Genomic DNA, 12039 nt, shown 5'->3' with positions numbered 1-12039 from the left:
AGTGATTCACTCATGCGAAGCGAAACCCGCCCTTTCGGCCTTTGAAAATGTCTACGATATTGCGTGTTCAGCTGGGTGCATTATGAGTGTATAAAATCACGAAACAGCGTGAGACAGTCTGACTACTTGGGGAGTAGGGTTAAGCATGCCTCTGACATCGCATGAACTTCACGACTATCTGAAAAGCCTCGATATCGAGGTTACAACAGTCGAGCATCCGCCATTGTTCACGGTTGCTGATTCACAGCATCTGCGTGGGGAAATCGCCGGTGGGCACACCAAGAACCTGTTTCTGAAAGACAAGAAAGACAATTTCTTTCTGGTGACGGTAGACGAGGAAGCGGTTGTCGATCTCAAGTCGATCCACCAAATCATTGGTGCCAGCAGCCGTGTTTCGTTCGGCAAGCCTGAAAAGCTGATGGAATATCTCGGTGTCGTGCCCGGCGGTGTGACGGTGTTTGGTGCGGTGAATGATACCGACCATAATGTTCAGATCATTCTGGATGCTGGGTTGATGGAAAACGGCATCATCAATGGCCATCCTTTGACCAATGAAGCGACGACATCAATCAAACGCGATGATCTGATCCGATTTCTTGCCGCCACGGGGCATGAGGTGCGCATATTGGCTGTATCAGAGGATGCGAAAGCGGCATCATCGGTATAGACTGCGCTTTGACGTCTCGATTGTGAAAGCGACTTGAAATTGGCCGCTGTAAATACGAACTGAAATATCGAAACCAGCTTGGTGCTGTCCTATATGCATGCTGGAAGACATAAGGAATATCAGATGACGAGCCAGAACAATCCTTATTCGAGTGCAAGCGGACAAATGACCGGCAATGTGTCGTTCGGCACCGCAACGACAGCCGTTGGTGGTGGCGATCTTATCAAGGACACCACGACTGCGGGCTTTCAGGCGGATGTTCTGGCGGAATCGCGCAATCAGCCTGTGCTTGTTGATTTTTGGGCGCCATGGTGCGGCCCTTGCAAGCAGTTGACGCCGATTATCGAAAAAGCCGTGCGTGAAGCGGGCGGGGCGGTCAAGCTGGTGAAGATGAATATTGACGATCATCCGTCAATCGCGGGCCAGCTCGGCATTCAGTCCATTCCAGCGGTCATTGCCTTCGTCAATGGCCAGCCAGCAGATGGCTTTATGGGCGCTCTGCCGGAATCCAAGGTCAAGGAATTCATCGCCAAGATTGGCGGCCCAAGCGATCAGGAAGCAGCGATTGCCGAAGCGGTGAATGCGGCCAAGGAATTGGTTGAGGCAGGCGATTTTGTTCAGGCTTCGCAGATATTCTCGTCGATCCTGCAAGTTGCACCGGATAATTTGGATGCAGTAGTCGGCCTTGCGACGTGCTTGCTTGAATCAGGTGATGCAGACAAGGCGCGGGAAATTCTGACAAGCTTGCCCGAAGACAAACATGATGCAGCGCCTGTACGCGCGCTCGAGGCCCGCCTTGCGCTTGCAGATCAGGTGAAGCTCATCGGCGATCCAATTGAACTGGAACGCCGCGTGCAGGCCGATCCAAAAGACTATCAGGCACGGTTTGATCTTGCGCAGGTGCGCAATGCGCAAGGGCGACGTGAAGATGCGGCTGATGAATTGCTGGCAATTATGAAAGCCGATCGCACCTGGGAGGACGATGGAGCGCGCAAGCAGCTTTTGCAGTTCTTTGAGGCTTGGGGCAATACTGACCCGGCAACTCTGGGCGCACGGCGCAAGCTTTCGTCGCTCCTGTTCTCCTGAACAGGCGCGGTGCAATCATTTATCGAGACGCTCCGAAACAGTTCTACCTCTTCGGAATGCGCTCTAAGGGAGAGTGTAATGCAAGTGGGCAATGCCCGTTACCGGACGGGCGCTGATATACCGGAGCTGGTGTCGATCTTCCCATTGAGAGGCGCGCTGCTTTTGCCTGGTGGACAGCTGCCGCTGAATATTTTCGAGCCTCGCTATCTGGAAATGGTGGAAGATGCGCTGGCCGGAAAGCGGATTATCGCCATGATCCAACCGCGTATTGAAGAGGGTCAGGATGACGAGGACGACAGTGTCAGATTTGACGAGACTGCGCGACCGCAGTTGAGCCAGGTCGGATGCCTCGGGCGTATCACTACATACGCAGAAACCGGAGATGGGCGTGTCCTCATTACGCTACAGGGCATATGCCGGTTCAGGGTGCTGGATGAAATCAACTGCCGCAAGCCTTATCGTCAATGCCGGATTGCACCGTTTTTGGCGGACTTGGAAAACGCACCTGATCTGGGTGAAATCGACCGTGATGCGCTGCTCCGAGCTTTCCGAGATTATCTTGAAGTGCATAGTCTGGAAGCTGATTGGGACAGCATTTCGCGTGCGGGCAACGACACATTGGTCAATGCTTTGTCGATGATGTCGCCTTTCGGACCCGCCGAAAAGCAGGCATTGCTGGAAGCGCCTGATTTGAAAACACGCGCAGCGACGCTAATCGCCATTACAGAAATGGTCCTTGCCAAGGTCAAGGATGATTACGGTTCGCGCCTGCAATGAATGCATGAGTGCTTAGAGCATGTCTCCCAAAAGTGGGAACCGCCTTCGCGGGGAAGTCAGTCCACCGGACTGATTTCTGGCCCCGCTACGATGGGATAAAGACGTGCGTAAAAACAAACAGTGAGACGCATTTCTAACGATTCTGCTTAAACAGGAAATTCTCCAGGAAAAGCCAATGACTGAAAATGAAAACACCGGCAATATCGACGTCAAGCTGCTTGAATTGCTTGTGTGCCCTTTGACCAAAGGATCACTGAAATATGATGCAGAAAACAGTGAGCTGATTTCCGAGAAAGCCAAGCTTGCCTATCCGGTTCGGGGTGGCATCCCGATCATGTTGCCGTCGGAAGCGCGTGCGCTGGAATAGGGTCTAGTCGGTCTCTGATCTCGACTCACAATTGCTGTTATATAATTTCTACATATCCTCTGTTCTTTTTCATAAATTTCACGTTGCTGGTTGTTGCTTGCCACGCGAGGGGGCTCTATAACCCTCGCGGAACTTGAAAGCACGATTTCGGAATCTGATTTCCCTGCCGTTATTGTGCGAGAAAAAACAGAGGCTTGGCATTATGGCATCCAGAAAACTCCTTCTCCTGCCCGGTGATGGCATCGGTCCTGAAGCAATGGCTGAGGTCCGCAAAATTATCGCTTTCCTCAACTCCGGTCTTAATCTCGGTTTTGAAACCGATGAAGGTCTGGTTGGCGGATCGGCATATGATGCGCATGGACAAGCTATTTCTGATGCCGATATGGAAAAGGCGCTTGCTGCGGATGCTGTGCTTTTCGGTGCCGTTGGTGGTCCGAAGTGGGACAGCGTGCCTTATGAAGTGCGCCCGGAAGCAGGCCTCCTGCGTCTGCGCAAGGATTTGGCACTCTATGCCAATTTGCGCCCGGCAATCTGCTATCCAGCGCTTGCTCACTCATCGTCGCTGAAGCCGGAAGTGATCGAAGGTCTCGACATTCTGATCCTGCGCGAACTGACCGGCGGTGTTTATTTCGGTGAGCCGAAGGAAATCATCGATCTGGGCAATGGCCAGAAGCGCGGTATCGACACACAGGTTTACGACACTTACGAAATCGAACGCATTGCCGATGTGGCTTTTGAACTTGCGCGCACCCGCCGCAACAAAGTCACGTCGATGGAAAAGCGCAATGTGATGAAGTCGGGCGTCTTGTGGAATCAGGTCGTTACGGCGCGCCACAAGGAGAAGCATTCCGATGTTGAACTTGAGCACATGCTGGCCGATGCTGGCGGTATGCAGCTCGTCCGCTGGCCAAAGCAGTTCGACGTGATTGTCACCGACAATCTGTTCGGCGATATGCTTTCTGACGTTGCAGCAATGCTGACCGGTTCGCTCGGCATGTTGCCATCGGCTTCGCTTGGCGCTGCCGATGCCAAGACCGGCAAGCGCAAGGCGCTCTATGAGCCGGTACATGGTTCCGCACCTGACATTGCAGGTCAGGGCAGTGCCAATCCGATTGCAATGATTGCCTCGCTTGCCATGTGCCTGCGCTATTCGTTCAATCTGATCGATGAAGCTGATCGTCTGGAAGCAGCAATCGCCGGTGTTCTCGATGATGGTCTGCGCACGGCCGACATCTGGTCGGAAGGCAAGACCAAGATCGGCACCGTCGAAATGGGCGATGCGATCCTCGCAAAGTTCAAGGCGCTTTCCGCTTAATTACTGGTTGAATAATTATTGACGAGCCGTCGTGTGAACACCACACGGCGGCTTTTTTGTTTTGCGCTCTAATCCAACTGCAACGTAAAATCTGCAAAGACGCCAGCGATCAGCAGCGAGATAAAGAAATACTGAAATCCTTTGCGTTTTAAGCGCATGGCAAAGAGTATGGCCGCAGTTTCAACCGCAAACAGGATGAATTCGCCCAGATAGGACTCTTTGTGGTCAATTGAGAATTGCGGACCTGTGCCATTCAAGAATTGTATCAGGTTGAGAAAGATGAAAAGCGAAAAGAGCCATATCTTTCTCGATAGAAAATAGCTCTCGTAGTCGCCATATTCTTTAATTTCGTCGGGAGTTAGTGTAACGCAGACGAAGAAGAGGCTGAAGACATAGAGCAGGTCAAGCACATAGGTGTAGACATTGTAACTCTTTGTTCCGCTTTGGAATAAATACTCCCACCAGAACTGGATGATCCAGAGAAATACAACGACGACCCACCCAATATGCATATAGGATATCTTATGCTTGTTGGGATGCTGGACGAATTTGGACGCGAAGATGAGCAGTCGTGACAGGCACAGGCTGATGCCCATGCCATTGATAATTCTCATATGAGAAAAAGCATCAGCGGCGCTGATGGTGGTTTCAACTCCAGAAGGCAATTTCCACCTGTATCTATAGCTTCACGACGATGATCAATAACTACCGTTTCTTGATGAATAGCGCGTTGTTTATTGAAAATGAAACGAATTGTTCTGTTGTGGTAAAGCGGTTGTCAGTACATGACAGTTGATTGTGTAGTGGAAAATAAACGCCCGATTTCCGGCTGCAATTTCCAGCGTAGACACTAAGAATGGTAAGTATGTTAAACACGCTTCCAAATCCGAGCGTCTTGTATGACGCATTGCTTGCCCGTGACGCTGCTTATGAGGGCAAAGCGTATGTTGGTGTCCTTTCAACTGGCATTTTCTGCCGGTTGACCTGTCCGGCAAGAAAGCCGCTCAAAGAAAATTGCAGGTTCTTTGCTTCTATTCCCGAATGCATAGCCGACGGTTTCAGGCCGTGCAAAAGATGTCATCCGTTGCAGCCAGCGGCGGAAGCAGACGCATCTGTGGAACGTTTGTTGAAGGCACTGGAGGCGCAGCCTCAACGCCGTTGGAGTGAAGATGATGTGGCGGGCATGGGGCTTGACCCATCCACGGTGCGCCGCAGTTTCAGAAGACATTTCGGTATTACGTTTCTGGAGATGGCGCGACAGGAGCGATTGCGGCAAGGATTTCAGGCTTTGGCTCAAGGTGATCGTGTCATTGATGCGCAGGTGGATGCCGGTTTTGAATCGCCCGATGCTTTCCGCAATGCCTTCGCCCGGATTTTGGGACTGCCGCCTGCGCAGTTGCAAAAAGGTGGGTTGCTGCGTGCCGACTGGATCAGAACGCCGCTCGGAACGATGATCGCGGTATGTGATCAATCGTCCCTACATCTACTGGAATTTGCCGACCGCAAAGCTCTGCCGCAAGAGCTTAAAAAGCTGCACAAGGCTTGTCATGGCGCAATCGGTATCGGGCGCTATCCCGTTCATGATCAGCTTGAGCAGCAGCTTGAAGCATTTTTCGCAGGTCGATCTGCTAAATTCGATATTCCGCTGGTCTATCACGGTAGCGAGTTTACGCGCGATGTCTGGCGCGAATTGCAGAACATCGGAGCAGGCGAGACCCGAAGCTATAGCGAGATCGCAAGGGCGGTAGACAAACCGCTTGCAGTGCGCGCCGTGGCCCGCGCGAACGGTGCCAATCAGATTGCGATCATCATTCCTTGTCATCGCGTGATTGGCGCAGACGGATCATTGACGGGCTATGGTGGCGGGCTTTGGCGCAAGCAAAAGCTGATCGAGATCGAAGCGCAATATCGCTGATAGAGCGCCGTGCGCTCTATTGGGCGCTACACAAGGTCGCTCCATCAGGCTAAATTATACAGTCGTCTTCACAAAAGAAAACGCCGCCCATGAGGCGGCGTTTCCGTGTTTTGAACACCTTACAGATTAAGCGATCTTGTTGAGATCGACATCTTTGGTTTCCTTAACGAACAGGATGCCAATAACCAGTGTGATCGTTGCAATGATGATCGGATACCAAAGACCGTAATAGATATCGCCCTTGGCGGCACTCATCGCAAAGACGGTTGCTGGCAGAAGACCACCGAACCAACCGTTGCCGATATGATATGGCAAAGACATGCCTGTATAGCGGATACGGGTCGGGAACATCTCAACAAGGATAGCTGCGATCGGACCATAGACCATCGTGACATAGATCACGAGGACAGTAAGAATTGCGATCGTCATGACCCAATTGATCTGCGATGGGTCCGCAACCATCTTGAAAGCACCGGCATTCGGGATGGTGTAGACAGCCTGCTCAGGCTGAGCTGCCGCATCGGCTTCTGCCTGCGTGATGATCTTGTTCTTGACGAGATCTGCACTCGACATGCTTGCTTTTTCGCCCGCACGAATGGCTTCCGCATTCAGTGCCAGTTCCGGATTGGCTGCGATGAATGCATCGAGCTTGGAATCTGCAACTTTTGCCGGGCTACGAACCAACGGCCAACCTGCCTTCTGCAAAGCTAGATTGATGTCGTGGGTCAAGCCAGCCTGCTTGGCAGTTGCTTCTGCACCAGCCTGGATCGCATCGAAGGACGTCACTGTTGAGTCGCCGATTTTGATGGTTGCGGGCTGTCCTGCAGGACCGGTTACGACATCATAGGGAACAGCACTGCGCGACAGGAAGCTCGTTGCGATATCGCAGGAACTGGTAAACTTCGATGTGCCGGTTGCGTTGAACTGGAAGTTACAGTCGCCCGGTGCCGCAGTAACCGTGGCGCGGATTGTTTGTTCAGCTTGAGCAAGTGCAGGATTGGCAGCCTGTGTCAGTGCCTTGAACAGCGGGAAGTAGGTGACTGCTGCAAGAAGCAGGCCCGCCATGATGATAGGCTTGCGGCCAATCTTATCCGAGAGCCAGCCGAAGACGACGAAGAAGCCGGTGCCGAGAATAAGCGCCGCCGCGACCATGATGTTTGCCGATTGGTTTTCGACTTTCAACACGTTCTGGAGGAAAAACAGTGCATAAAACTGACCGCAATACCAGACAACGGCCTGACCCATTGTAAGACCGAACAGAGCGATAAGGGCAATTTTAGCATTTTTCCACTGACCGAATGCTTCCGTAAGTGGTGCCTTGGATGTTTTTCCTTCTTCCTTCATTTTTTTGAATGCCGGGGATTCGCTCATCTGCAAGCGGATCCAGACCGAAATACCCAAAAGAACAATCGAAACCAAGAAAGGAATACGCCAACCCCAAGCCGCAAAGGACTCAGTGGTCATGACATTCTGAATGCTAAGGATGACCATCAGCGAAAGGAACAGGCCCAGTGTCGCTGTTGTCTGAATCCAAGACGTATAGAAGCCGCGACGGCCATTTGGTGCGTGTTCGGCAACATAAGTTGCAGCGCCACCATATTCACCGCCGAGCGCCAGACCCTGCAACATGCGCAGAATGATCAGGATTGCGGGTGCGACGATACCAAGAGTTGCCGATCCGGGCAAAATACCGACGAGAAAGGTCGATGCGCCCATGATGACGATGGTCACAAGGAAGGTATATTTACGACCGACGAGATCGCCGATGCGTCCGAAGACGAGCGCGCCGAACGGGCGCACGAGAAAGCCTGCTGCGAATGCGAGCAAGACGAAGATATTACGGGTTGTTTCAGGATATTCATTAAAGAACGCCGCGCCAATAAAGGCAGCCAGTGTTCCGTAGAGATAAAAGTCGTACCATTCAAATACTGTGCCGAGTGAAGAAGCGAAAATGACCTTCTTTTCTTCACGCGTCATTTTTTGCGCGCCGACCTTGGCGCTCGATTGAACTGACATAAGGTTCCTCCCAACAGCATTTTTGCTGACGTGCGTGGACGTTCTCCTCCAACTTCCGCGCACTTTTTCCACGAGAGCATGATGAACTGAATCGTTTAATCCGTTTATTATCTTTTAGTATGAGAAAGGCGCGGCCTTAACTGAAAGCCGAAAGGTCATGTGCAGCGGCTCCAAGACAAATTGGACGGGCACGGCTGTTCGCAGTAGCATTTCACTTGGGCATTATTCTGGGAGAGAAAGAAATGGACCGTTTTACAGGTGGTTGTCTGTGTGGCGATGTTCGGTTCGTCGCTTTCGGGGAACCTTATCGCGTAGGCATTTGTCACTGCCTCGATTGCCGCAAGCAACATGGAGCACTGTTTCATGCCTCAGCGATTTTTCCTGAAGCTGGGGTTACAGTGGATGGAGAGACGCGCGATTATGAAGGGCGGTTTTTCTGCCCGCGCTGTGGCTCGTCTGTTTTTTCTCGTTCAGGGGATGAGGTTGAGATTAACCTCGGCTCGCTGGATGACATTGATCAGTTTACCCCGACCTATGAGCTCTGGACTATTCGCCGTGAGTCCTGGTTGCCACCGTTTCCCCTCCAGAACCGATATGATCGCGACCGTACAACAATGAGTCGCTCCGAAGACTAGGCTGTTGAACCGGGGTTAAGGTGCATTCTGGGCACTCCGCACTACTCGTTAGCGGACAAATTGGAATGATTATCCAAATACGACGCAAATCAGCCTGTTTTCGTCGAATTGGCTTTTTTCCTCGGGCTTTGGGTGCTAAGTCGCTCTCGCGACAAATGCCGACAAACTTATATGGCGAAATCATCAACATGCCCCAAAATCTCGCGGCGACGACATTTGTGGATTGATCTGGAGCACATCCCGAAAAGTGGGAGCCGGTTTTCGGACCAATTAATCCAGAAATGATCTATGTCGCTGAGAGAGCACTGTGCCCCTGCCGCATAATCCTTAGATCCGGATCGGTTTAAGGTAGAATTACGCGGCAAATTTAAATTATTAGAGCGTCCTTTGTGCGCCCGGTAGCACACACTGCGTTCTAGGCCTGGAAGCCCCAACTATGACTGCACGTCTTTCATTCGCGCGTGAGCGTATCAATGTTCTTCTTCTCGAAGGCATCAACCAGTCTGCTGTCGATTATTTCAAATCGACTGGCTACACCAACGTCGTTCATATGCCGAAGGCGCTCGACAAGGCCGATCTGATCGAAGCGATCTCATCGGCGCATATCGTCGGCATTCGCTCGCGCACACAGCTCACCGATGAAGTGTTTGAAGCAGCGCAGCGCCTGATCGCGGTCGGTTGTTACTCGGTTGGCACCAATCAGGTTGATCTCAAGGCTGCACGCAAGCGCGGCATTCCGGTTTTCAATGCACCTTTCTCCAACACGCGCTCTGTGGCTGAGCTGGTGATTGGTGAAATCATCATGCTGATGCGCCGGATTTTGCCGCGTTCCAATGCGGCTCACACAGGTGGCTGGGACAAGAGTGCAACCGGCAGCCGGGAAGTGCGCGGCAAGACGCTGGGCATCGTTGGCTACGGCAATATCGGTTCGCAGGTCGGTAACCTCGCCGAAAGCCTCGGCATGACGGTTCGTTATTTCGACATGACCGACAAGCTGCAATACGGCAACGTAATTCCGACCGAGACACTCGACGAATTGCTCGAAATTTCGGACGTGATCAGCCTGCATGTGCCATCGACCAAGTCGACTGCCAAGATGATTACCGAAGCGAAGCTGCGCAAGATGAAGAAGGGCGCCTTCCTTATCAACAACGCGCGCGGTTCCGTGGTTGATCTGGAAGCCTTAGCGAAGGTTCTGAAAGAAGGCCATCTGGCCGGTGCCGCGATTGACGTGTTTCCGGTCGAGCCCGCTTCCAATAAGGACCCTTTCGTTTCACCATTGCAGGGCCTGGAGAATGTCATTCTCACCCCGCATATTGGCGGCTCAACCGAGGAAGCGCAGGAACGTATCGGTCTTGAAGTCACCCGCAAGCTGGTGGAATATTCCGATGTGGGCTCGACGCTTGGTGCAGTCAATTTCCCACAGGTGCAGCTGCCTGCACGCCCAAGCGGCACGCGTTTCATGCATGTGCACGAAAACCGCCCGGGTATTCTCAACAGCCTCGTGAATATTTTCTCCTCGCATAACATCAATATCGTCAGCCAGTTTTTGCAAACCGATGGCGAAGTTGGTTACGTTGTGATCGAAGGCGACGCGATGGAAGATCATGCCGAAGATGTACTTCAGGCGATGCGTGAAATTCCGGGCACCGTGCGGACGCGTCTCCTTTATTGATTTTAATCAGCTTTAATCAAAGGCCCGCGCAGCATTCACCGCGCGGGCCTTTGCGTTTCAATATCGCAACGTAATAAGCGGGATTGTTCCTGTATTTTCGAGCAGTTTTGTTGCGCTTCACTTCGAGAAATCATTGACTCTTTCTTCAAAGGGCTTAAAAGCGCAATCGGAAAAGGAGACAATCCCGTGAACGCTTCTTGCGCATCACATAGCCTGTGTGGACTGAATGGCCTCATCGCCATCGGTGCCCTCATGGCGTCCGTTTCCAAAACTACCACGGCCACTTGCATTAAAACGACCACCAAAACGGTCTGACCCCTTGGCCTGCTCGCCCTCTCTCCCCGGGTCCGGCCCAGGGAAAAGGCCCGCTGGTCGCGGGTTTTTATGGAAGCGGAGAGGACAGGAGAAGGTAAATGGGTTTTAAGATTGCAGTCGTCGGCGCCACCGGAAATGTCGGTCGCGAAATGCTCAATATCCTCGAAGAACGTGGCTTTCCGGCTGATGAAGTCGTAGCTCTCGCTTCGCGCCGCAGCCAGGGTACGGAAGTGTCCTATGGCGACAAGACGCTGAAGGTAAAGGCGCTCGACCAGTACGACTTCTCCGATACTGACATTTGCCTCATGTCCGCTGGTGGAAATATTTCCAAGGAATGGTCGCCAAAGATTGGTGCGCAGGGTTGCGTCGTTATCGATAACTCGTCCGCATGGCGTTATGACTCCAATGTGCCGCTCATTGTTCCGGAAGTGAACCCTGACGCTATTGAAGGCTTCCGCAAGAAGAACATCATTGCCAATCCGAACTGCTCCACAGCGCAGCTCGTTGTGGCACTCAAGCCTTTGCACGATGCAGCCACGATCAAGCGCGTTGTCGTTTCGACCTACCAGTCCGTCTCGGGTGCTGGCAAGGAAGGCATGGATGAGCTGTTCCAGCAATCGCGCGCTGTGTTCGTTGCTGATCCTGTGACGGCACAGAAGTTCACCAAGCGCATCGCGTTTAACGTGATCCCGCATATCGACGTCTTCATGGAAGACGGCTACACCAAAGAAGAATGGAAGATGGTGGCCGAAACCAAGAAGATGCTTGATCCGAAGATCAAGCTCACCGCGACAGCTGTACGCGTTCCGGTGTTTATTGGGCACTCTGAAGCGGTCAATATCGAGTTTGAGAACCCAATCAGCGCTGAAGAAGCTCGCGAAATTCTGCGTGATGCACCGGGTTGTCAGGTCATTGATAAGCACGAGGACGGTGGTTACATCACGCCTTATGAATCGGCAGGCGAAGACGCCACCTATATCAGCCGTATCCGCGAAGATATCACCGTCGAAAACGGTCTCGCCATGTGGATTGTTTCTGACAATCTGCGCAAGGGTGCTGCTCTCAATACGATCCAGATTGCAGAACTTCTGGTCGCTCGCGGCTTGATCACACCAAAGGCGCTGGCTGCTTAAAGCATTTCCAGCAAAAGTGGGAACCGGTTTTGCGTTCGGAAAAGCGTAAAAAGAAATAGTTACAGCGGTTCCAACGATTCAATATGAACTGGAACCGCTGTAATCAGTCATTATGATTTGAAAACAAAAGCGCCGGGA

General features: G+C 52.2%; 11 protein-coding genes. 9 read left to right on the top strand and 2 right to left on the bottom strand.

The features are described from left to right. The first annotated feature begins 145 nt into the window (after positions 1-145). From QBD00_RS11805 to leuB, 5 genes are all read left to right on the top strand, one after another. Complete coding sequence (locus QBD00_RS11805; RefSeq protein WP_151091124.1) at positions 146-667, top strand: prolyl-tRNA synthetase associated domain-containing protein; 522 nt, start codon at positions 146-148, stop codon at positions 665-667. A 123-nt stretch (positions 668-790) separates the two neighbouring features. After that, the gene (gene trxA, locus QBD00_RS11800) at positions 791-1753 is read left to right on the top strand and encodes a thioredoxin (protein WP_151091123.1); all 963 of its coding nucleotides are present in this window, start codon (positions 791-793) and stop codon (positions 1751-1753) included. Between the two features lie 78 nt (positions 1754-1831). Next, entirely contained in the window at positions 1832-2530 is a 699-nt protein-coding gene (locus QBD00_RS11795) for an LON peptidase substrate-binding domain-containing protein (protein WP_318579573.1), read from the top strand. A gap of 175 nt (positions 2531-2705) precedes the next feature. Beyond that, positions 2706-2897, top strand: a complete 192-nt coding sequence (locus QBD00_RS11790; RefSeq protein ID WP_151091121.1) for a Trm112 family protein — start codon at positions 2706-2708, stop codon at positions 2895-2897. 202 nt (positions 2898-3099) lie between these two features. After that, a complete protein-coding gene (gene leuB, locus QBD00_RS11785) occupies positions 3100-4212 on the top strand; it encodes a 3-isopropylmalate dehydrogenase (protein WP_024897614.1) in 1113 nt (370 codons plus the stop codon). A 68-nt stretch (positions 4213-4280) separates the two neighbouring features. On the opposite strand, the gene QBD00_RS11780 is transcribed toward leuB, so the two are convergent. Then, positions 4281-4826: a hypothetical protein gene (locus QBD00_RS11780; protein ID WP_318579572.1), complete on the bottom strand. Its 546-nt coding sequence runs from the start codon at positions 4824-4826 to the stop codon at positions 4281-4283. A gap of 251 nt (positions 4827-5077) precedes the next feature. Here QBD00_RS11780 and QBD00_RS11775 point away from each other — a divergent pair, with 251 nt between their 5' ends. Continuing rightward, positions 5078-6127 carry a trifunctional transcriptional activator/DNA repair protein Ada/methylated-DNA--[protein]-cysteine S-methyltransferase gene (locus tag QBD00_RS11775; RefSeq protein ID WP_318579664.1) on the top strand — a complete coding sequence of 350 codons (1050 nt, stop codon included), beginning with the start codon at positions 5078-5080 and terminating at the stop codon, positions 6125-6127. Positions 6128-6253: 126 nt separating this feature from the next. On the opposite strand, the gene QBD00_RS11770 is transcribed toward QBD00_RS11775, so the two are convergent. Then, the gene (locus tag QBD00_RS11770) at positions 6254-8143 is read right to left on the bottom strand and encodes an MFS transporter (RefSeq protein ID WP_151091118.1); all 1890 of its coding nucleotides are present in this window, start codon (positions 8141-8143) and stop codon (positions 6254-6256) included. A gap of 242 nt (positions 8144-8385) precedes the next feature. Between QBD00_RS11770 and QBD00_RS11765 the strand changes: the two genes are divergently transcribed. The 3 genes from QBD00_RS11765 to QBD00_RS11755 all read left to right on the top strand — a co-directional run bounded on the left by QBD00_RS11765 (position 8386) and on the right by QBD00_RS11755 (position 11901). Then, positions 8386-8778, top strand: a complete 393-nt coding sequence (locus QBD00_RS11765; RefSeq protein ID WP_191793357.1) for a GFA family protein — start codon at positions 8386-8388, stop codon at positions 8776-8778. A gap of 436 nt (positions 8779-9214) precedes the next feature. Beyond that, positions 9215-10453 (top strand): phosphoglycerate dehydrogenase, encoded by a 1239-nt coding sequence (gene serA / locus QBD00_RS11760; protein ID WP_151091116.1) that lies wholly within the window; start codon positions 9215-9217, stop codon positions 10451-10453. Between the two features lie 413 nt (positions 10454-10866). After that, positions 10867-11901, top strand: coding sequence for an aspartate-semialdehyde dehydrogenase (locus QBD00_RS11755; protein WP_151091115.1), 1035 nt, complete (start codon positions 10867-10869; stop codon positions 11899-11901). Positions 11902-12039 lie beyond the last annotated feature (138 nt).

Source organism: Ochrobactrum sp. AN78, assembly GCF_029909885.1.
Classification (GTDB): Bacteria; Pseudomonadota; Alphaproteobacteria; order Rhizobiales; family Rhizobiaceae; genus Brucella; species Brucella quorumnocens.
This window is presented reverse-complemented; position numbering and strand designations above follow the sequence as displayed.

What these genes read in the sequence shown, in the direction of transcription:
- QBD00_RS11775 (WP_318579664.1), top strand. Translation starts at nt 5,078, where the DNA reads ATGTTAAACACGCTTCCAAATCCGAGCGTCTTGTATGACGCATTGCTT.
- QBD00_RS11780 (WP_318579572.1), bottom strand. Translation starts at nt 4,826, where the DNA reads ATGAGAATTATCAATGGCATGGGCATCAGCCTGTGCCTGTCACGACTG.
- QBD00_RS11805 (WP_151091124.1), top strand. Translation starts at nt 146, where the DNA reads ATGCCTCTGACATCGCATGAACTTCACGACTATCTGAAAAGCCTCGAT.
- QBD00_RS11770 (WP_151091118.1), bottom strand. Translation starts at nt 8,143, where the DNA reads ATGTCAGTTCAATCGAGCGCCAAGGTCGGCGCGCAAAAAATGACGCGT.
- QBD00_RS11755 (WP_151091115.1), top strand. Translation starts at nt 10,867, where the DNA reads ATGGGTTTTAAGATTGCAGTCGTCGGCGCCACCGGAAATGTCGGTCGC.
- trxA (WP_151091123.1), top strand. Translation starts at nt 791, where the DNA reads ATGACGAGCCAGAACAATCCTTATTCGAGTGCAAGCGGACAAATGACC.
- leuB (WP_024897614.1), top strand. Translation starts at nt 3,100, where the DNA reads ATGGCATCCAGAAAACTCCTTCTCCTGCCCGGTGATGGCATCGGTCCT.
- QBD00_RS11765 (WP_191793357.1), top strand. Translation starts at nt 8,386, where the DNA reads ATGGACCGTTTTACAGGTGGTTGTCTGTGTGGCGATGTTCGGTTCGTC.
- QBD00_RS11790 (WP_151091121.1), top strand. Translation starts at nt 2,706, where the DNA reads ATGACTGAAAATGAAAACACCGGCAATATCGACGTCAAGCTGCTTGAA.
- QBD00_RS11795 (WP_318579573.1), top strand. Translation starts at nt 1,832, where the DNA reads ATGCAAGTGGGCAATGCCCGTTACCGGACGGGCGCTGATATACCGGAG.
- serA (WP_151091116.1), top strand. Translation starts at nt 9,215, where the DNA reads ATGACTGCACGTCTTTCATTCGCGCGTGAGCGTATCAATGTTCTTCTT.